The sequence below is a fragment of the Nocardia sp. NPDC101769 genome (genome assembly GCF_044766925.1).
Lineage (GTDB): Bacteria > Actinomycetota > Actinomycetes > Mycobacteriales > Mycobacteriaceae > Nocardia.
The window spans coordinates 43,949-62,225 of record NZ_JBIWMX010000014.1 but is presented as its reverse complement, the minus strand read 5'-3'; the positions used below and the strand labels follow the sequence as shown (position 1 = coordinate 62,225).

Below are 18,277 nucleotides of genomic sequence, written 5' to 3'. Positions count from 1 at the left end.
CGTGGATAACGTGCAGGATGGCGTCTGGGATGGTGTCGGCCAGGATGCGCGTTACCGGTGGGTACCAGGGCAATCCACGGTCACCGTGTGTGATCAGGGTAGGTGTGGAGACGGTCGCCAGTAGCGTGGCTTCCAATGCCAGCCGGTCGGGATCGCGGGCTTGGTCGAGCCAGGTGTCGGCGTGGTCTCGGATGGCGGTCGCGAGTTGGCGGACCGCCAACCCGAAACGGCCACGCGACGATCCGCAACGCAAGCGCAGACCGGCAGGCAGCACTGTGTGCGGCCTTGTTCGACACCGTCTCGGCGGGTTCACAGTCGTTACCGCCGAAGGCTGTCCGATACGTCGATCGTCGGTCGCGAAGTGGTGATCGCGTTGCGGGTCGGCAGGTTGTTCTGTGACAACTTCGACTGTGGGAAAGCGGACGTTCTGCGCCGCAACAGGTTCCGGGCGCCGGCCGCCCGGCCCTGTTCGAGCCGGACATAGAGCTCGGTGGAGATGTGGGCGAGGGCCGCGACTTCCCACGCGTTGACTCAATCGCGCAGCAGCGCCGCGACCAGCAGCTCCGACAGCCAGGCTTCGTATCGTTCAGAGCTCCAGCCTCTTTCGATGACAAGCATGCGATAGGTCTCGCGGCCGGACAGCGTCCACAGGATATCGCGGGCGGTCGGCACGTCGAGCTCGGCCTTGAGCCGGCCAGAGTCGACGAGCACGTCGATCACGGCAGCCTGCTGCTCGAAACGCATCTGCTCCTTCTCCAGGCCGATCGCGGCCAATTCCGGCGACACCGCCGCGGCACCGTGCAGCAGGTACATCTCGGAGCGTTCCGCATCCAGCACGCGGCGCGCGATCGCGGCGACCAGGTGCAGCCGCTGCACGGGATCTGTGGTCTCCTTGGCGGTACGGACGGTGTCGAGGTAGCCGTCACTGAAGCGGGCGTGGTCCATCAGCTCGGCGAGAATGCCCTTCTTGGATCCGAACACCGCATACACGGTCTGCGCCGAAACACCTGCGGCGCGAGCGATTTCGGCGATGGTTGCGCCGTCGAACCCCCTCTCGGTCATGAGATCGCGCGCCGCGGACAGGATGCGCTGCCGATTCTCCTCGGCTTGCCGTCGGCGGTTCGTCGACGAGTAGCGACGTGGCGTTGACACAGGAGTCTCCCGGAGGCATGATCGACTACATTCGATAGAGCTTCCTCTATTGAATAGATTCTGCTAAGGCAGTGTATCCGGCCGATCGACCGACGCTGCCATGGAACATCAAGGACACACCATGATTGTTCGCTACCTTGCCGCCACCGCCCTCGCCTGCTCGGGATTTCTGGCCGGGGCGTTCTCCTACGGATCACTGGTCGTGCGGCCCGCCTACTGGTCCTCACCCGACGCCGTGCACAACGCCTACCGCGCACAGTTCATCCCGCACAACAGTCCCGTCATGCCGACGGCCCAAATCCTCGGCGTCGCACTGGCTTTGCTGCTGGCCGTCGTCACCCGCGACATGATCGGGCGTGTACTGTCCGTCGGCGCAGCCGTGGCGACATTGGCATGCATCGTGGTCACCAAGTTCGGAAACGTCCCCATCAACAACAAGATTCGCTCGTGGAACCCAAACAATCCGCCCGCCGACTACCTGACCATGCTGCACCGCTGGGACACCTACCACGATATCCGCACCGCCTCCGTCGTCCTCGCCTTCATGCTCGTCATCGCGGCGACGGTCCGCATGATCGGCGCACCGGCGCGGCAGCCCTCCTCGGCGCCGAAAACCGTTGTTGCCGTTTAGTCGACCGACATTCAGGAGGAGCCCATGCTTCGTCACCGGCCCACGATGACTGCAATGCACTGGGGGATCGTCTCCGACGGCGGCGTCAAAGTGGCACTCGCCGCCGCGTACACCATCGGCGGGGGGACGCTCGGTCACAGGCTCGGCGTGGAGACCTGGCTGATGGCGGCCTCAGGCGCGGCGCTGCTGATCGCCGGAGGAATCGAGATCACCTACTTGCGCCGTCGCCCGCTGCGCACCTACCTGCGGATGATGGTCGCCTACGACAGCGGCTGGGTGGCGGCCACGGTCGTTGGCGTGCTGCTCGTATGGAGAGGTGACAGCACGGCTGGTGTGGTGTGGATCGGATACCAGACGGTGGCTCCACTCGCACTCGCCGCACTACTGGCGGCCGCCACCCCCGCGCAGGCCACCACGGCCACTCACACCGCAGACCGCACGCGCTGACAACCCTCGCCACGCTGCGGCCAACAGGACTGGAGGACAGGACAAATGGAACGACGAGACGCGTTGCGGGCGCTCATGACAGTCGGAGGTGCCGCCCCCTCGCCGCCGCCTCGCCCGGCATCGGATCGCCGCAAGCGACGGCGGACGAGCAACCCCCGATCGGGCCCCTACGCGTCCACATCGTCATGTTCGACGGTGTCGAGGAACAGGACTTCATTGGGCCTTTCGAGGTGTTCTCACTCGCCGCCATGCTCGCCGAGCGTGGCGTGGACGTGCGATACGTGACAGCGGGCCAACCCGGAACGGTTCGCGCGGCCTACGGCACCGTCGTCCAGGTCACGCAGCCATGGGCACCCCAGGACGCCGATGTGCTCGTCGTCCCGGGCGGCGGCTACACACACCGCGACAGGCCAGGCGTCTGGGCCGAGATCGATCGAGGTGTCCTGCCCGCGGCCCTGGCGGCCGCGCCGCGCAACGGGCTGACGATCAGCTCATTGTGTACCGGCGCACTACTTTTGGGCGCGGCCGGACTGATCCGGGGCCGACCCTGCACGACCCATCACGGTGCCCTCGACACGCTGCAACAACAGGGTGGCGTTCTCACGAAGGCCCGCGTCGTCGACGACGGCGAACTGGTGACAGCCGGTGGCATCACCTCGGGTCTCGACCTGGCACTCTGGCTGGTGCGCCGCGAGCTGAGCGCCGACACCGCGACCCGTGTCGAGGAGATCCTGGAATACGAGACACGCGGGCCGATCTGGACCCGATGACCCGAACCGATACACCGGGCCGTATCCGAACTTCCGCCAATTCCGGTGGGGTTCAATTCGGGTTCAGAATCTGAACCTCGATCCACCGATCGTCGGCGCCACCTGAGGGTGCGACAACACCGCCATCTACCGCTGCGAGAGCCGACCGCCGGTCCCATATAGCGCACCAACATGCTTGCACCGTCAACGGATTCCCCGCCGTGACACCTCGGGTCTGTCCGAACTCGGCGGAGCCGAGGCCGTGGCGGACATCAGGAGTCGTCGTCGGCCCCGCGGAAAGTGTCGGCGGATTCGAGGACGTGCCAGCCGACGCTGGTCACCGACGGCTCCAGGCTGAGCCTGCTCACCGCGGCCTCCATCTGCCGATCGTCGCGCTCGTCGGCCGCGAGTTCCGCGCGCACCTCTACGCGACCCGCGGTGGCGGTGTTGGTGCTGGCGACCGAGGTGAGCCGAAAGTCGGTGCGGCTCAATGCTTGCACGAGCAGGGCACGCACGTGTGCTTCGCTCGCGTCGTCGGTGACCGCGGCGAAGTCATAGCGGGTGGGCTGCTCGGACCCTGCTTCGGGACGGCGGTCCACGACCCTGCCCACGGCCCGCAACACGGTATTGACCACCACGACGACCGCCGTGCCCGCGGCGGCGACCGAGAACATCCCTGCCCCGGACAGTGCCCCCACCGCGGCCGCGCACCACAGCGTCGCGGCCGTGTTCAGTCCGCGCACGCTCAATCCCTCCCGCAGGATCACACCCGCGCCGAGAAAGCCGATCCCCGAGACGATCTGCGCCGCCACCCGCGTGGGATCGGCTGTGGCACCGTTGAATCCGTACGCGGACAACAGCACGAACAGTGTCGCTCCGGCGGCCACGAGGGCATTGGTGCGCAGTCCCGCCATCCGGGCGCGATACTGCCGTTCCACGCCGATCACCGTGCCCAGGCCGACACCCGCCCCCAACCGCAGCAGCATCTCCAGGGTCGTCATTGCCACCTCCGCATCCGCTTCACCCAGCGGTGCCGGAGGTTATCTGGCCCGAAGGGCGTCCGTCATCTGCCGGAGATTGTAATCCGGTGAACTCTTGGCGAGCGGCACCTCGCTGGGCGAGGCTGGCGGGGTGGACGGTGTCTTGGTGCGGGTGGCCGAGGTGGGAGGAATCGTTCGAACAGGCCGGCGAATATCTGCCGCTCGTTGGCGGTCCAGCCACGCATCGCCTGGCCCAGCGAATCGCCCTGCCGCCGAGTGACTTCCGCGACCAGCGCGCGGCCCTGATCGGTGGCGGTGAGCAGACAGATGCGGCCGTCCCGGGGATCGCTGCCGCGCCGCACCAGGCCCCGGTCGACAGCGTCGCGACCTGCCTGCTCATGCAGAGCGGTCAGTGCCGACTCGGTCGGCGAGCACCGCGGAGGCGATCGGTCCATGGGCGACCAGCGTCGTCGAACAGATCAGAACCGCGTGCTCCGCTACCGATTCGTCGTGGCGCTGGCGCCAGTTGTGCATATGCCGGACTCGGGTGATGCACGCGCCGATCCGGGCCAGCTGAATCGAGATTGTGCGTGCTGGGCCGCGTCGATGCCGCTACGCACCCGTCCAGTCTCTCGCCTGGAATTTCTTTATGGCCCACTGTAATTCGAGGGTTTGCGCAGACTACGGTGCCTGCTCGGCAGCTACTTGCCGCGGTGGCCGGCCGGTGGCGACGAAGACGGTCCAGTGGCCGACCCGCACGGCGTGGTCGGCGAACCGCTCGTAGTACCCGGCCAGCAGTGCGAGGTCGACCGCCACGCCGATCCCGTAGCTCCAATCGGGTCGTAGCACGGACCCCAGCACCGCGTCGCGCAATTCGCCCACCACCGCGTCCCGGTTCGCCAGCCGTGTGGCTTCCACGGGGTCATGGGAGTCGAGCAGGGCGGAGGCACCGGCTGCCATGGCGACCGCGCCTTCGGCGATATGGACGATCGCGGGACGCACGGACGCCGGAACCCCTTGCGCGGGATGTCTGCGACGCGCGATCAGTGCGATGCGTTTGGCCTGTGCGCCCATTCTGGCGAGGTCGGTGACGAGGTGCAGGGCGGTCACAACCTGGCGGAGGTCGCTCGCGACGGGGGCCTGCAGGGCGAGCAGTCGCGTCGCGGCGCGCTCGCTGTTCTGGCACAGGGCCGTGATCCGCCCACACATGTCGATTGCTCGTTCGGCCGCCGCGAGATCGGCGTCGAGTAAGGCGCGCGTCGCGGTTGCCAAGGCGGTGCGGTCGAGCAGACATATCGTGCGCAGTTGTTCGGACAGCTCGCCGAGATCTCGACGGAACCGAGTTCGCATGCCGCGCTCCATGTTCGGTGGATGCCAGACGAGCCGGCCGGGGGATGAGGTCGCGGGGAGAGATCAGCGGCATCGGCCGAGGAGTACGCCGATGACGAGCACGATCACCAGGATCAGGAGCACGATGGCGGTCCCGATGTGGATCGCGTGCGGACTGTAGGTCGGCAGGGTGGTTGCGGCCAGCGTCATCGGCGCTGCGCCTCTCGTGGTCGTGGCGGGGTGCGCGTGGTGCCGACAGCGGCGGCAAGGATCGAGATCCTCGCCGCCGCACCCGGTCCCTTCCGGCTAGCCGGTGATCTGCTGGTAGATCTTCACACCGACCAGCGCAACCGCGATGAGCAGATAGCCGCGTAGGGCGATCATGCCCGCCATCCGCGCCGGGGAGAACGCGGGCCGCTCCAGAGTGTCCAGCGCGGGAGTGCGCCAGGAGTCGCGGTCGGCGTCACGGATGGCCTTGCGCTCGGCCCGCGACAGCGGGGTCGAGTCGAGTTCCTCGATCTGGTCCGGGTCCAGACCGCCGAGTTCGGCCGCGGTGCGCTCGGTGGCCTTGCGACCGGAGCGGCCGTGCGCCGCCAGGATGACGGCACCGCCGAGAACGCCGATGAGAGCGCCGACGCCGAAGCCGATTTCGAGGGTCTTGGTGGACAGGTCGGGGAAGAAGGTGGCCGCGGTGAGCGCCAGCGACAGCAGCACCAGCGACCAGACGATGATTCCGGCGACGATGTTCTGACGCAGGGTGTTCACCCACGGGCCGAGGACCGCCTTGTCGTTGCACAGCAGGACCAGGAACACGGTGGCCGAGGGCAGCAGCACGCCGGCGAGGGCCTGCACACCCTGGGTCAGCAGACCCAGCACGTGGTCCGGGCTGAAGGACACCGCCGCGGCGATGGCGAGCAGCACGGCGTACCCGGCGTAGAACACCGGCGCTTCACTGATCTTCCAGTGCAGCGAGTGCCTTCTGCCGAGGGTGTCGCCGAGGGCGTAGGTGGTGGCCAGCCCGACCGCGTTCGCGCCGATCAGCGAGGCGTCCAGCAGCAGGATCGCGAACAGCGCGCCCACGGTCTTGCCCATGTTGTCGTGCAGCCCCTGGGCGACGGCGCCCGCGTCGGTGAAGTTGCCGACGGCGTCGCTGCCCAGGCCGAACGCCGCGGCGGCCATGATGGCCACGGCGCCGATCATGACGATCGCGATGCCGACCCACAGGTCGATGCGCTCGTAGCGGATCCACCGCGGGGTGATGCGCTTGTCGACGATGTTGGACTGCTGGAAGAACAGCTGCCAGGGCGCGACGGTGGTGCCGACGATGGCGACGATGAGCAGCAGCAGCGTCGAATCCAGCCCGCCGGGGAAGGACGGGATGATGCCCTTGGCGGTCGTGGTGATGCTCGGGTGCACCATGAACGCGAGCGGGAACAGCACGATGTTCACGGCGATGAGCGCGAACAGGAAACGCTCCCAACGCCGGAACGAGCCACCCGCGACCACCCCGAACAGCAGCACCGCCGCCAACGGCACCGAGATGCCCTTGGGCAGCCCGAAGTAGTTGAGCGCCAGCGAGACACCGATGAATTCGGTGACGATGGTGAGCGCGTTGACGATGAACAGGTCACCGACACTGAAAGCGCCCCAGAACTTTCCGAACCGGGAGAAGATCAGCCGGGCGTGGCCGACTCCGGCGACCGCGCCGAGGCGGACCACCATCTCCTGATTCACATACAGCACGGGAATCAGCAGTGCCAGGGTCCAGACCAGCGCCATGCCGTAGTTCTGTCCGGCCTGGGCGTAGGTGGCGACGCCGCCGGCATCGTTGTCGCCGACCATGACGATCAGTCCGGGGCCGATGACCGCGAGCAGCATGCGGAAACGCTGCCAGCGGGTGCGGCCTTCGAGGGTGTCGTGCTGGCCGATGGTGCCCAGCGCGCCCTGGATGTCGCCGACGTGGGCGCTGTCCATGACCGCACCCGGGGTGGATACGTCGGCGACGGTGGTGGTGTTACGGCGGTTCGCGCCGTCGGAGAAGAAGGCCATGACCGTTTTCTCCCTCTCTGAATCATGTTGCAGTACTGCAAGTTTAGGAATGCGAGCGGCGGCCGAGGGGTTCCGCCGCCGCTCGCGACCCGCTACCAGTGGTAGGGGTGGCCGCCGAGAGAGGCGGTGTAGAGGGCGGCCCGGGGCCGGGCCGCTTGCATGTGGGCACGCTCCTGATCGGTCAGCCGGACCTTGGTGCGGAACCGGCGGAAGAATTCGCTCACCGTGGCGGTCGGCGAGATGGTGTCGTGGGTCGGGAAAGCGATCACGGCCATGACATTGCTCCTTGGCGAAAAGCTCGCTGCTGCAATATCTCCCGGCACGCTGACGGGCCCTGCGAGGCGCGCAGGGCATGCGGAATCCGCATCGACCCCCTCATTCAGGCGCGTTCACGCCGAACCTGGTCGATGCTCGGATTTCTGCGGTGTCAGGCGTTCACGGGGCCGCAGCAAGCTGGGAACGAAACAGATTTTCGAACCGGACTCGGGTACGGACTATCGCCGGACTTCATTGCTCGTCCCTCACCTCCTTGCAGCCGGGACGTACGCGGACGTCACTATTCGTCGCGCCAGAACAAGGGGAAAGCCCCAGGGAAATCCTGTGGGCGAGCACCCCTCTCGTCAGAGCTTCGGCACTGCACGACGTATCCCACTACGCGGGAAGCCACCTGGGGTTACCCCTTAATCCGGGGAAACCTGTCCTGAGCCTGGGCGTCTCTCGACGTCGTCGGATCAGTGGCCTGTGTTCGTACAGGAGCCTCGCCTAGCGAGGTGCTGACTCAACGAGTTTGACCCTTTCGCCAGTCGCAAGTCAAGTGCTACCGATCGCGTTTCTATGGGATCCGGTTGTGCCGGTGTGGCTTTCAGCGGCACAACCGGGCCCGCCTACGCGGCCGGGGCAGCGGCCGGGTCGGCGGGAGCCGGTGTGGCCGCGCTGGCGGCCGGGGTGGAGTCCGGCGCGGTCAGGCGCTGGGCCAGGCCGACGCCGACCGCGATCGCGGCGGGCACACCGGTCAGCACCAGACCGGCAGCCGCGCCCAGTGGGATGCCGATGGCCGCGCCGGCGACACAGCCCGCGATGCCGGTCGGCACCGACATCACCACGACACCGGCGATCGCGCCGCCCGCGGCGCCGATCGCACAACCCGCGACGCCACCGATGAGGGTGCCGAGCATGGTGCCCATCGAGGTGACGATGCCGAACTGGTTGACGGCGGCGGAGAAGGCGGCGTCCTGGTCGGCCTGGTTGGCGACGTCCCTCAGCGCGGGGGCGGGGAGGGCCGGGGCCGGGACGACGGCGGCCGGGTCCATGTTCGGGGTGAAAGTGGCGGTGTTGCCGTCGATCTGGGCAGCGATCGGGTGCGCGCCCGCGTTGTCCAGCCAGCTGAGCGGGAACTGGGTGACCAGGCCACCGTTGTTGTCACGCACCTGGAACTGGCCGTCCTGGGTGGTCAGCGAGCCCGCGTCGGTCTTCAGCACCACCGAAGCGCCGTCGATCTTGGTGTCCCAGTGGATGCCGGGAGCCGCCGAGGTTGCGGCGGGGGCATCGGCACTGGCGTCCTGGGCGTTGCAGCCGACCACACCGAGGGTGACGGCGGCGGCAACGGTGTAAGCGGTGATCTTCCTCATCGAGATAAACCTTCGAAATTCTGGGGACGGTGAATTCGAATGGGGGTGAAAAGGCCAGCACGAATTACACGTCCGCGCAAGGGAATACGCGTCGCGTCAGATGTGGTGAAACGTCAGAGTCGTGTGGCGCGTTTCCACCCGCAAACGGGTGAGTGGAACGGATGACTCGGATACGGACTATCGCCGGGGGCCATGGGTCGTCCTCACCTCCTTGCGGCCGGAGCGCACGAGGGCGCTGAGCACGGGTGCACACGAGGAGTCGCCCCGGCGGAAGACCGGAGGGCGAGCACCCCTCTCGTCAGAGCTTCGGCACTGCACGACGTATCCCACTACGCGGGAAGCCACCTGGGGTTACCCCTTAATCCGGGGAAACCTGTCCTGAGCCTGGGCGTCTCTCGACGTCGTCGGATCAGTGGCCTGTGTTCGTACAGGAGCCTCGCCTAGCGAGGTGCTGTATTACGGCGCAAAGCTTGACACCGAACGAGTCATTCGTCAATTCGGACATTTGCGATGAAAAGCGTTGCTTCGTCTGTCCGATACCCGTGGTTCGGCCAGAATTCGAGTGATAGCACCGGCTGCGGTGCGTGGTGTGGCCGTGGCCGCCGGTTCGGTGCGGATCGAATCATATTGTCGGTCAACAAGATTAGACCTGCACGCGTTCGAACGCCGCGAGGGCGGGTGCTGCTGAAGGCGGACATCCTCGGGCATCGGCTCATCGACGTCCCGACCATCGAACGGCCCGGACCAATGGGGCGAAACCCGCACCACCCCAAAGGATGTCGTGACCATCTACCGCTAGATCACCGCGGCGGTCTCCGCAGCGGCCCGGGAGGTCATCATGACCGGATCGCGCGACACCAGCCGCATCGCCGCCTACGGCACCGACCAACACTTCCAAGGACGGTGTGCTGACCGCGCTCGAACACCGCTATCGAGGCGCTGGATCGCCCTGGCAGCCCTCGACCCTCACAACACGGTCCTGCTCGGCGGATCCTGGAACACCGTCGACGGAAACTCTGACCGGACTACTGACCCACCACCTCGAACAGTACGGGTCGTAATCGGTCCTACAGGCGCGACTCCCTACGCCTCGGGCCTGGCAAGCACCTTCCCGAGCGCAACGTCTGCCCGGACACCGGGCTGACTCGACCGGCCTACGACCAGGCCCGCGATCTATTCGACGCGGCCACCGCCGTCGACGGGCACCATGGAGCTATGGCTACCGCGCGCGGTAACCTCCGCATTTACCTGGGAGCCGCACCGGGGGTTGGGAAGACCTACTCGATGCTCGAGGAGGGCCGTCGGCGCCGAGGACGTGGGACCGACGTGGTGATCGGCTTCGTGGAAACGCACGGCCGCGCCCGTACCGCCGACCAGATCCAGGATCTGCCGGTCATTCCGCGGCGGATCTGCACGCACCGTGGAATGACCGTCGAAGAAATGGACATCGACGCGGTACTGGCCCGGCGTCCGGCCGTCGCCCTCGTCGACGAACTCGCCCACACCAACGCACCCGGCAGCCGCAATGCCAAACGCTGGCAGGACATCGAGGAAATGCTCGCCGCCGGGATCACCGTAGTCTCCACGCTCAACATCCAGCACTTGGAGAGCCTCAACGATGTGGTCGCGCAGGTCACCGGAATCACCCAGCGCGAAACCGTGCCCGACGCCGTCGTGCGTGCCGCCGAACAGATCGAACTCGTGGACATGACCCCGGAAGCCCTGCAGCGCAGGATGATTCACGGCAACATCTATCCGCCCTCACGGATCGACGCGGCCCTCGGCAACTACTTCCGCATCGGTAATCTGGCCGCGCTACGGGAACTGGCGCTGCTGTGGGTGGCCGACCGGGTCGAGGAAGGCCTCGACGACTACCGCCTCCGGCACGGCATCACCCAGCCCTGGGAGACCCGGGAACGGGTATTGGTCGCGGTCACCGGCCACCCGGACGACGAACCGCTGGTGCGCCGCGGCGCGCGTATGGCCGCCCGGCTGCGCGGCGAACTGCTGGCCGTGCACGTACGCGAACTGGACGCCACCATCCAGGCGCGACCGCCGGCACTCGATCACCTGCGGGCCCTCACCGCCGACCTGGGCGGCAGCTTCACCGAGATCACCGGCAACGACGTGCCCAGCGCACTGCTCGCCTTCGCGGCCACAGAAAACGCCACCCAGCTGGTGCTGGCGCGCAGCCGGAGGGGCTGGCTGCGCCGGTGGCTGCACGGATCGATCACATACGAGGTGCTGCGTCGGGCAGGGCCGATCGACGTGCACATCATCGCGACCCCCGCACGCGAACCGCCCTCGCTACCCAAGGCTGCGCACCCAGGCCATCCGGTCCGCATGCCACCGCACCGCAGGCGGCTGGCGTGGGCCCTGGGCACGGCCGGAATCGCCGCCCTGGCGACCGCGTTGTCGCCGTTGCGGACCGTGATGGGCCTGCCCGGCGCGCTGCTGTGTCTGCTGCTCGCAGTGGTCGCGGTCACCGTGCTCGGCGGCTGGCGCCCGGGACTGACAGCTGCCGTAATCGCTTGGCTCGCAGCGGATTTCTTCTTCACCGAGCCCGTCTACAGCCTCTACATCGCCGATACCACCGATATCGCGGCACTGATCGTGTTCCTGGCCGTGGTCGCCGTCGTCAGCGTGCTGGTAGACCGTCTCGCCCGGCAAACTCTGCAGGCTGCCCGCGCCCGCGCCGAAGCGGAGACGCTCGTGCGACTGGCCGGGCAGACCGTCGATGCCGGCGCCCGCGCACTGCCCGACTTGCTGGCCGATCTGCGCCGCACCTTCGGCGCCGACAACGCGGCGGTGCTGGTGCGCGACAACAACTCCTGGCACCCGCTCGTCACCGATGGCAGCGATCCCCCGCAAGAACCCAAGGAAGCGCGATTCGCCGCCGAGCTGGGCGGCGGGGCGGTGCTCACCCTGTCCGGACCCACGCTCAGCGGAGAGGATGCCCGGCTGCTCGGACCCTTCGTCACCCAGCTGCGGCTGGCGCTCGAACGGGTCCGATTGGAGGGCGAAGCGTCCGGCGCCGCCGCGCTCGCCGAGTCCAACGCACTGCGCGCCAGACTGCTCGAGGCGGTCTCGCGCGATCTGTGCACGCCGCTCGACACCATCAAAGCCGCGGCCACGAGTTTGCTCTCCCCCGAAACGGCGGGGGATCGCGACAGCACCATGGAGGTCCACCGGACCATCGACACAGAGGTCGACCGACTCACCCACGTGGTCGCAAATCTATCGGACATGAGCCGATTACAGGCCGGCGCACTCCCGCTGACCATGACCGACACCGACATCACCGATGTGCTCCGCCGCGCGGTCAACGGTCTGACCAACGCCGGCTCGGCCATCGCCATCGAAGCCCGCGAGCTGCCTGCGGTCCGCACCGATGCCCGGTTGCTGGAGCGCGCCATCACCAATGTCATGGTCGATGCCCAAACCTGGTCGCCGCCCGGCCATACCGTCCGAGTCCAGGGCGGTGTCAGCGGCGACCGGGTGGAAGTGCGCGTTATCGACCAGGGCCCCGGAATCCCGCCCGAATATCGCAGGCAAACTTTCGAACCTTCCCAGCAGCACACCACCAACGGCAGTCGTGCTCGCGGGCTGGGCCTCGACCTGGCCATCGCCCAAGGATTCACCCGCGCCCTCGACGGCGAACTGACCGTCGAGGACACTCCCGGCGGTGGAACGACATTCGTCTTCTCGCTGCCCCGGACGCCGGAGCCGGAGTCCGGGGCACCTCAGCACACAGTCCGGAAATGAGCACCATCCGGTCGTCGACGACGAAATCCCCTTCCCGCACACGCCAATCTGCGCCGCCGCTCTCCCGACCTCGAGGGGCCCGGTATCAATCGCGGAAAAGCAACGCGGATCGGTACACCGCGCGAATCAGGGAGGTGTTGCTGCGGAGTTACGCCTCGTCGGACAGGGCCTCGACCGCCACGGCCGGAATCCGCTGACAGCTACGACGGCAGATCCGTAGCCTGCCGCCGCTCGCACATGTTGACTATAGTTAGATATAGTCAGATGATCGGCGACGAATCAAGGAGGCGGATATGACGACCATCGAGGGTGCGAATGTCCTGGTGACGGGCGGGCAGCGTGGGCTGGGCCGTGCGTTCGCGCAGGAGTTTCTGGAGCGGGGTGCGGCGAAGGTGTACGTGAGCGCGCGCAAGCCGGAGTCGAGTGACGATCCGCGGGTCGTGCCGCTCGAGCTGGAGGTCACCGACCCGGATTCGGTTGCCGCGGTGGCCGCGCGGGCGGGCGATGTGAGCATTGTGGTGAACAATGCCGGGGTGCTGCGGCCGGCTCCGCTGTTGCGGACCGAGATGGCGGATGTGGTGGAGACGTTCGAGACGAACGTCTTCGGGCCGCTGCGGATCGCGCGGGCATTCGCGCCGATCCTTGCCGCGAACGGTGGCGGGGCGCTGGTGGATATCCACTCGGTGCTGTCCTGGAGTTCGGGGGCGGCGGCGTACGGCGCGTCCAAGGCCGCGCTGTGGTCGATCACCAATTCCCTGCGGATCGAATTGGCGGGGCAGGGTACGCAGGTGGTCGGTGTGCATCTCGGGTTCGCCGACACCGACATGGTGAAGGCCATCGCGGCGCCGAAGATCAGCCCGGCCGAGGTGGCGGCGGCGGTCGCCGACGGGCTGGAGCAGGGGGCGACCGAGGTGCTCGTGGACGACTTCACCCGGCAGGTGAAGGCCGCGCTGTCGGGGCCGGTCGAGGGTCTCGTGTTGTCGTTCGGTCGCTGAAAATCCGTCTCTTTCAAGGGAGTTCATCATGCCGCTGTGGCACATCTATCACCCCGCCGACACTCTCACGGCCGAGGACAAACAGAATTTCGCCAAGGACATCACCGCCTACTACGCGCACTTCGGGCTGCCGGAGTTCTACGCGGTGGTGCTCTTCCACGAGGTCCCGGCCGACTCCTTCTACGTCGGCGGCGTATCGATCCCCGCGGTGCGGATCACCGTCGACCACCTGGCACGCCAACTCGACGACCCCGACCTGCGCAAGCGGATGAGCGAGCGCCTGCACGACCTCATCGCCCCGTACACCCACGATCGCGGGCTGCATCTCGAGTTCAATATCAACGAGGTACCCCGGGACACCTGGATGATCGGTGGACTGTTCCCGCCCCCGCCCGGCAGCCATGTCGAGCGCGGCTGGGCCGAGGCGAACAAACCCATTCCCTACTGACCGAGAAGGCGGCAGCGGCGGCCGGGAATGTAGCTGCTGAGGCCAGCGGAATCCCTCGCGGGTGCGAGGGATTTCGCCGGGGGCCGCAAGGCGTGGCCCGTATCGGGGCGGCGGGCGCCGGTGGGAACCGGACCTCACCGCCGGTTCCCACCGCGAGCACAGCGGTGCTCGAGAGAGTTGCTTCGGCGGCGAGGGTCAGTCGCCGACGACGCGCGGTGGAGCGTTGACCACGCCGACCGCGACGCCTGCGGCGGCGGCCGGTGCCGCGTTCGCACTGCCCGGTCCGGCGATCGCCAGGACTAGTGGAACCGCTCCCGCCGCAACCACATTGCCTACCTTGTTCCGGTGGGGGTTGAGTGCTCGGTGCTTACCTCCGGCCATGCAGAACCTTTCTGTTCAGGCAGAACATCCGCGGGTACATCGACGCTCGACATTCGACCCCGCCGGTCGCCTGGATTGGTGACAAGGTGGACAACCGGAAATCGTTGCCGTAACTGGGAAATCGCCGATGTGTTCGCGAAATGCCATGAAAGAGGCCGGAATCCCAGTTCAGGGATTCCGGCCTCAGTAGATCCGCACTTACTCCTGGGTTGCCGACTCGTCCGCGATTGTTCCGCCGACGGGTGCGAAGTCGTCGATTCCGCTCGCCGACTGATCGGCCGGCGCCCCCGGGGCCAGGTAGCCGTTCACCGCGCCCACGGCCGCGCCGATGGTCGCGGCGGGCACCGCGATGATGGAGGCGGCGACGGTCGCGCCCGCGGCCGGGCCGAAGACCCAGCCGGCCGGCAGGCCCGCGATGGCGCCGACGGTGGCGTCGAGGTAGGTGTGCGCGCCGTCGGCCATGGCCTGCGGCACCGGCACGACGAACTGGCCGAACGGGGTGTCCACGACCATGCCCGGCTGCGCGGTGGTGCGGCCCGGCCGGGTGGTGGCGGGCTGGTTGTCGACCACGGCCGGTTGGGACTCATCGGACGAAACCGGTTCCGCCGCACTGGTTCCGGCCGCGGCGAGGGCGGCGACCAGCGGCAGCGCACTCGCGACCGCCAGTGAACCCGGACGTCGTCGCCGTGGCGAAACAGAATCGACCTGTTGGCGTTTGCCCATGGGTGGACCTTTCTTCCGAAATATCAACGAATGTCGAACATTCGGATCCGGCGGTGCGCCGGATTGGTCGGGACACACAGCCCGGTCAGGCCCCTATCGGGCCCCATGGGAGAAATACTGTCAGCCCGCGCGCTGCTGCGAGGATTTCCCCGTTTCCGCATTCGCCACGGATTTGCCATTGCCCGAAGTGCTTTCGCCGCCGATCTGTTTGGCGAGCTGACGCGCCTCGACCGGATCGTCGAGGGCCTCGAGCGCCAGCCGCGCGAACACCCACTGCTCGGTGGCGGCCATCTGACCGCGGTGGCGGCCCAGGAAGGAGACGAACCACTCGAGCACGGTGACGAAACGGCTGCGGAAGCCGACCAGATACCACAGGTGCAGGCCCAGCCAGGCCAGCCACGCGAAGAAGCCGCTGAACTCCAGCTTGCCCACCTGGCATACCGCACTGAACCGCGACACCGTCGCCATGGAGCCCTTGTCGAAGTACTTGAAGGGTTTGCGCTCGGCGACCGTCTGCTTGCCCGCGACCTCGGCCTTGATGGCCTTCGCGGCGTAGGTGCCGCCCTGGATCGCGCCCTGGGCCTGCCCGGGCACGCCCGGTACCGACATCAGGTCGCCGACCACGAAGACGTTCGGGTAGCCCTTGATGGTGAGGTCCGGTTCGACGATGACGCGCCCGGCCCGGTCCACCTCGGTGCCCTTGGACCGGTCGGCGAGGATCTTGCCCAGGCCGCTGGCCTGCACGCCGGCCGACCACACCTTGCAGGCGGATTCGATGCGCCGCTCGGAGCCGTCCTGGTCCTTGATGGTGACGCCGCGCGCGTCGACATTGGTGACCATGGCGTTGAGCTGGATCTCCACGCCCATCTTCTCCAGCCGCTGCTGAGCCTTGCCGCCGAGCTTGGGGCCCATGGGGGCGAGTACCGCGCCCGCGCCCTCGACGAGGATGACGCGCGCATCGCGGGTGTCGATATTGCGGAAGGAGCCGTCCAGGGTGCGGTCGGCGAGTTCGGCGATCTGCCCGGCCAATTCGACGCCGGTGGGCCCGGCGCCGACCACCACGAAGGTCATGAAGCGGTCGCGGACTTCGGGATCGGTGGCGAGCTCGGCCTCTTCGAAGGAGCCCAGGATGCGCGCGCGCAGTTCGAGGGCGTCGTCGATGGTCTTCATGCCGGGCGCGTAGGTGGCGAAGTGGTCGTTGCCGAAGTAGGACTGCTGCGCGCCGGTGGCCACGATGAGGCTGTCGAAGGGGGTGGCGTAGTCCTGGTTGAGCAGGCGCGAGGTGACGGTGCCGTTGGCGACGTCGATGTCGGTGACCTCGCCCATGACGACGCGCGCGTTCTGCTGCTTGCGCAGCACGATGCGGGTGGCGGGCGCGATCTCGCCGGTGGAGAGGATGCCGGTGGCGACCTGGTACAGCAGCGGCTGGAACAGGTGCGTGGAGGTCTTCGAGATGAGGGTGATGTCGACATCGGCCTTGCGTAGCTGCTTGCAGGCGAACAGTCCACCGAACCCGGACCCGATCACCACCACGCGATGACGCTGTGCGACGGATTTCTCGGCGTTCATCTAGTTCCTGCTCCTCGCCAGACGGTGAAAGTACGACAACTCACCCGTAACGGTAATGCAGTGTGAGTAGCGCAGACCAATCAGGACCGACTGAAAACAGACCGCTTAGACAACAACCTCGAAAATACAATATGGGCGATCGTCCAGCGAGGATTGCCGGAAAGCGCGCCGCGGGCGGCCCCGGCCGTGCCGGAACCGCCCGCGCAGCGCCGGTGTCAGCGCCCCTGGAACAGCAATTGCGCCACGTGCGTGGTGGTTTCGGAGCCGTCGGTGTAACCGCCCTGATCGCCCTGCTCGGTCATGATGGCAAGGGTGTAGCGCTCACCCGGGCCCGCGAAGCCGACCGAATTCACCACCCAGCCGCCCTGCTCGTCGGACCAGCCGTTCTTGAGGCCCGGGTTCATGGCCGCACCCGCGCCCCACACGCCCCAGTGCTGGTTGGTGTCCACGTGGCGCATGCGGTCGAGCAGGTAGGCGCGGTCGTCCGGGTGCATGCGGGTGAGGACGTTGTCCATCAGCCGGTCCAGGTCGGCGGGGGAGCACTGCTGGAAACCCCAATCGGGGAACAGCTTGACCTGCTCGATTGAGGTGGTGGGCGGCATGGGGACCAGACCGGTCATGCCGTTGGCCCGGAAGGCGTTGTTGAACGACATGCGGTCGAGGCCGGCGTACTTGTTCCACAGGATATCGGCGGCATTGTCGTTGGAGGTTGCCAGCATGGACTCCATCAGCGCGCGGTCGTCGGGGCCGAGCTGGATGGCGCCGACCCGGGCGCGGTTCAGCAGATCCTCGGCGATTGCCAGCTTGATGGTGGAGGCGGTCCAGAAGTTGGTGTCCGCGTTGCCGTTTCGATAAATGCCGCCGGTGACGCGGTCGCGCATCACGTAGCCGGTGACGCCGGGGCGGGTGCCCAGGTAATTGTCGACAGCGGCGATGCGGCTGCTCATATCGGCGTCGAATCCCGCGATCGGGCCCTGGGTGTGTACCGGTGCGGCACCGGCCATGGGCACGAAGGCGGGGGCGGCCGGAATGAGGGCCGCGGCAGCGAGAACGCAAGCGGAGGAGGCCACGCGCCGGGCCTTGTGGGAACGCACGAGGGAACACAATAGAGGGGACAATGCCCGATACGCACGTCTTGAGCGGAATCGTTGCGTGTGTTATCGAATCGACACTGTTGCACGGACTTTCGCGCACGTCAGTGGAAAGCCGCCTGTAGCTCTTCGATGCTGCGGCCATTGAGGCGGTAGCAGTGCTCGAATGCCTCGGTGTGCCGCTCCCGCGGCCACGACTGCAGAACCACGCCGCGGCCGTAATGCCGCGAGTTGACAAGTTCCCAGCGGTCTCCCACCCGCCGAACCGTGAACCCGGTTCTGGGCATGAGCGGAATCACCGACGCAGACATCGACGCGGACCAGCCTTTCCTGAGAACTT

The 18,277-nt window shown here is 67.3% G+C and carries 18 protein-coding genes and 2 riboswitches; of the genes, 6 read left to right on the top strand and 12 right to left on the bottom strand.

The window, feature by feature from the left end; translation table 11 throughout:
- Window positions 1–531: 531 nt before the first annotated feature.
- The gene (locus tag ACIRRA_RS22170; RefSeq protein WP_402771047.1) at window positions 532–1,152 is read right to left on the bottom strand and encodes a TetR/AcrR family transcriptional regulator; all 621 of its coding nucleotides are present in this window, start codon (window positions 1,150–1,152) and stop codon (window positions 532–534) included.
- Window positions 1,153–1,273: 121 nt separating this feature from the next.
- Between ACIRRA_RS22170 and ACIRRA_RS22165 the strand changes: the two genes are divergently transcribed.
- From ACIRRA_RS22165 to ACIRRA_RS22155, 3 genes are all read left to right on the top strand, one after another.
- The gene (locus ACIRRA_RS22165) at window positions 1,274–1,783 is read left to right on the top strand and encodes an anthrone oxygenase family protein (protein WP_402771045.1); all 510 of its coding nucleotides are present in this window, start codon (window positions 1,274–1,276) and stop codon (window positions 1,781–1,783) included.
- Window positions 1,784–1,837: 54 nt separating this feature from the next.
- Window positions 1,838–2,230, top strand: a complete 393-nt coding sequence (locus ACIRRA_RS22160; RefSeq protein ID WP_402771042.1) for a hypothetical protein — start codon at window positions 1,838–1,840, stop codon at window positions 2,228–2,230.
- A 185-nt stretch (window positions 2,231–2,415) separates the two neighbouring features.
- Complete coding sequence (locus ACIRRA_RS22155) at window positions 2,416–3,000, top strand: DJ-1/PfpI family protein (protein WP_402771039.1); 585 nt, start codon at window positions 2,416–2,418, stop codon at window positions 2,998–3,000.
- Window positions 3,001–3,251: 251 nt separating this feature from the next.
- On the opposite strand, the gene ACIRRA_RS22150 is transcribed toward ACIRRA_RS22155, so the two are convergent.
- From ACIRRA_RS22150 to ACIRRA_RS22125, 6 genes are all read right to left on the bottom strand, one after another.
- Entirely contained in the window at window positions 3,252–3,980 is a 729-nt protein-coding gene (locus ACIRRA_RS22150) for an MgtC/SapB family protein (RefSeq protein ID WP_402771036.1), read from the bottom strand.
- 660 nt (window positions 3,981–4,640) lie between these two features.
- Window positions 4,641–5,309 (bottom strand): phosphate signaling complex PhoU family protein, encoded by a 669-nt coding sequence (locus ACIRRA_RS22145; RefSeq protein ID WP_402771033.1) that lies wholly within the window; start codon window positions 5,307–5,309, stop codon window positions 4,641–4,643.
- A 63-nt stretch (window positions 5,310–5,372) separates the two neighbouring features.
- Window positions 5,373–5,498, bottom strand: a complete 126-nt coding sequence (locus tag ACIRRA_RS22140) for a hypothetical protein (RefSeq protein WP_402771031.1) — start codon at window positions 5,496–5,498, stop codon at window positions 5,373–5,375.
- Window positions 5,499–5,594: 96 nt separating this feature from the next.
- A complete protein-coding gene (locus tag ACIRRA_RS22135; protein ID WP_402771028.1) occupies window positions 5,595–7,337 on the bottom strand; it encodes an NRAMP family divalent metal transporter in 1,743 nt (580 codons plus the stop codon).
- 92 nt (window positions 7,338–7,429) lie between these two features.
- Entirely contained in the window at window positions 7,430–7,612 is a 183-nt protein-coding gene (locus ACIRRA_RS22130) for a hypothetical protein (RefSeq protein ID WP_402771025.1), read from the bottom strand.
- A 330-nt stretch (window positions 7,613–7,942) separates the two neighbouring features.
- Window positions 7,943–8,114: riboswitch (M-box (ykoK) riboswitch) on the bottom strand.
- A gap of 107 nt (window positions 8,115–8,221) precedes the next feature.
- Window positions 8,222–8,965, bottom strand: coding sequence for a hypothetical protein (locus ACIRRA_RS22125; RefSeq protein WP_402771023.1), 744 nt, complete (start codon window positions 8,963–8,965; stop codon window positions 8,222–8,224).
- A gap of 283 nt (window positions 8,966–9,248) precedes the next feature.
- Window positions 9,249–9,420: riboswitch (M-box (ykoK) riboswitch) on the bottom strand.
- A 760-nt stretch (window positions 9,421–10,180) separates the two neighbouring features.
- On the opposite strand from ACIRRA_RS22125, the gene ACIRRA_RS22120 reads away from it, so the two are divergent.
- From ACIRRA_RS22120 to ACIRRA_RS22110, 3 genes are all read left to right on the top strand, one after another.
- A complete protein-coding gene (locus ACIRRA_RS22120; protein WP_402771020.1) occupies window positions 10,181–12,730 on the top strand; it encodes a DUF4118 domain-containing protein in 2,550 nt (849 codons plus the stop codon).
- A 293-nt stretch (window positions 12,731–13,023) separates the two neighbouring features.
- Entirely contained in the window at window positions 13,024–13,725 is a 702-nt protein-coding gene (locus ACIRRA_RS22115) for an SDR family oxidoreductase (protein ID WP_402771017.1), read from the top strand.
- 28 nt (window positions 13,726–13,753) lie between these two features.
- The gene (locus ACIRRA_RS22110; RefSeq protein WP_402771014.1) at window positions 13,754–14,173 is read left to right on the top strand and encodes a tautomerase family protein; all 420 of its coding nucleotides are present in this window, start codon (window positions 13,754–13,756) and stop codon (window positions 14,171–14,173) included.
- A 195-nt stretch (window positions 14,174–14,368) separates the two neighbouring features.
- On the opposite strand, the gene ACIRRA_RS22105 is transcribed toward ACIRRA_RS22110, so the two are convergent.
- From ACIRRA_RS22105 to ACIRRA_RS22085, 5 genes are all read right to left on the bottom strand, one after another.
- Window positions 14,369–14,500: a hypothetical protein gene (locus ACIRRA_RS22105; RefSeq protein WP_402771011.1), complete on the bottom strand. Its 132-nt coding sequence runs from the start codon at window positions 14,498–14,500 to the stop codon at window positions 14,369–14,371.
- 252 nt (window positions 14,501–14,752) lie between these two features.
- Entirely contained in the window at window positions 14,753–15,277 is a 525-nt protein-coding gene (locus tag ACIRRA_RS22100) for a hypothetical protein (RefSeq protein ID WP_402771009.1), read from the bottom strand.
- Between the two features lie 120 nt (window positions 15,278–15,397).
- On the bottom strand, window positions 15,398–16,846 hold the full coding sequence (locus tag ACIRRA_RS22095) for an NAD(P)/FAD-dependent oxidoreductase (RefSeq protein WP_402771006.1): 1,449 nt from the start codon (window positions 16,844–16,846) through the stop codon (window positions 15,398–15,400).
- A 215-nt stretch (window positions 16,847–17,061) separates the two neighbouring features.
- Window positions 17,062–17,952 carry a tat pathway signal sequence gene (locus ACIRRA_RS22090; protein ID WP_402771003.1) on the bottom strand — a complete coding sequence of 297 codons (891 nt, stop codon included), beginning with the start codon at window positions 17,950–17,952 and terminating at the stop codon, window positions 17,062–17,064.
- Window positions 17,953–18,041: 89 nt separating this feature from the next.
- Window positions 18,042–18,194, bottom strand: a complete 153-nt coding sequence (locus tag ACIRRA_RS22085; protein WP_326361853.1) for a hypothetical protein — start codon at window positions 18,192–18,194, stop codon at window positions 18,042–18,044.
- Window positions 18,195–18,277: the final 83 nt, after the last annotated feature.

Bases quoted from the DNA above. Each gene is read 5' to 3' on its own strand.
- ACIRRA_RS22165 (WP_402771045.1), top strand. From the start codon at position 1,274: ATGATTGTTCGCTACCTTGCCGCCACCGCCCTCGCCTGCTCGGGATTT.
- ACIRRA_RS22155 (WP_402771039.1), top strand. From the start codon at position 2,416: ATGTTCGACGGTGTCGAGGAACAGGACTTCATTGGGCCTTTCGAGGTG.
- ACIRRA_RS22100 (WP_402771009.1), bottom strand. From the start codon at position 15,277: ATGGGCAAACGCCAACAGGTCGATTCTGTTTCGCCACGGCGACGACGT.
- ACIRRA_RS22145 (WP_402771033.1), bottom strand. From the start codon at position 5,309: ATGCGAACTCGGTTCCGTCGAGATCTCGGCGAGCTGTCCGAACAACTG.
- ACIRRA_RS22115 (WP_402771017.1), top strand. From the start codon at position 13,024: ATGACGACCATCGAGGGTGCGAATGTCCTGGTGACGGGCGGGCAGCGT.
- ACIRRA_RS22095 (WP_402771006.1), bottom strand. From the start codon at position 16,846: ATGAACGCCGAGAAATCCGTCGCACAGCGTCATCGCGTGGTGGTGATC.
- ACIRRA_RS22130 (WP_402771025.1), bottom strand. From the start codon at position 7,612: ATGGCCGTGATCGCTTTCCCGACCCACGACACCATCTCGCCGACCGCC.
- ACIRRA_RS22110 (WP_402771014.1), top strand. From the start codon at position 13,754: ATGCCGCTGTGGCACATCTATCACCCCGCCGACACTCTCACGGCCGAG.
- ACIRRA_RS22150 (WP_402771036.1), bottom strand. From the start codon at position 3,980: ATGACGACCCTGGAGATGCTGCTGCGGTTGGGGGCGGGTGTCGGCCTG.
- ACIRRA_RS22135 (WP_402771028.1), bottom strand. From the start codon at position 7,337: ATGGCCTTCTTCTCCGACGGCGCGAACCGCCGTAACACCACCACCGTC.
- ACIRRA_RS22160 (WP_402771042.1), top strand. From the start codon at position 1,838: ATGCACTGGGGGATCGTCTCCGACGGCGGCGTCAAAGTGGCACTCGCC.
- ACIRRA_RS22140 (WP_402771031.1), bottom strand. From the start codon at position 5,498: ATGACGCTGGCCGCAACCACCCTGCCGACCTACAGTCCGCACGCGATC.
- ACIRRA_RS22125 (WP_402771023.1), bottom strand. From the start codon at position 8,965: ATGAGGAAGATCACCGCTTACACCGTTGCCGCCGCCGTCACCCTCGGT.
- ACIRRA_RS22120 (WP_402771020.1), top strand. From the start codon at position 10,181: ATGGCTACCGCGCGCGGTAACCTCCGCATTTACCTGGGAGCCGCACCG.